Annotated in this window: 1 protein-coding gene; it reads left to right on the top strand. The window is 58.6% G+C overall.

The genetic code is table 11. The annotated features are described in order from the left end of the window. The coding region (locus EN780_RS37750; protein ID WP_133373025.1) for a CoA-binding protein at positions 1-369 on the top strand (369 nt) is incomplete at its 5' end. Between the last annotated feature and the right edge of the window lie 83 nt (positions 370-452).

Raw genomic sequence — 452 nt, 5'->3', positions numbered from 1 at the left:
AGCCCAGACAAGACCAAATTTTCCTATGGTGTTCTCAGGGTGCTGCACGAAACCGGCTACGACATGATCCCGGTCAATCCCAGTTTCGGCGTGGAGGAAATTCGAGGGCTCAAAGTGTACCCGTCGCTGGCGGCCATCGACCGGCCCGTCGACATGGTCGAGGTTTTCCGCCGCTCCGAAGATCTAATGGAAGTCGCGCTGGAGGCCATCGCCATCAATGCCAAGGTTCTGTGGGGTCAGATCGGCGTGCGCGATGACGCTGCCGCCTGGTTGGCGGAGGAAGCGGGCTTGAAAGTGGTGATGAACCGCTGTCCCAAAATCGAGTTGTTCCGCCCCTTCTGGAAGCCGAAGTTGCACCTGGGAATATGATTGCAGGTCACGTAATTCGGCGTGTCGGCGGTGACCAATCTGGTCCCTTTGGTGTTGGGCGTTGGTTCTGCTAGGCCGTGGGC

It is taken from the genome of Mesorhizobium sp. M4B.F.Ca.ET.089.01.1.1, assembly GCF_004022605.1.
Classification (GTDB): domain Bacteria; phylum Pseudomonadota; class Alphaproteobacteria; order Rhizobiales; family Rhizobiaceae; genus Mesorhizobium; species Mesorhizobium abyssinicae.
The sequence above is the reverse complement of the archived record's forward strand: the minus strand, read 5'-3'. Positions and strand labels throughout refer to the sequence as shown.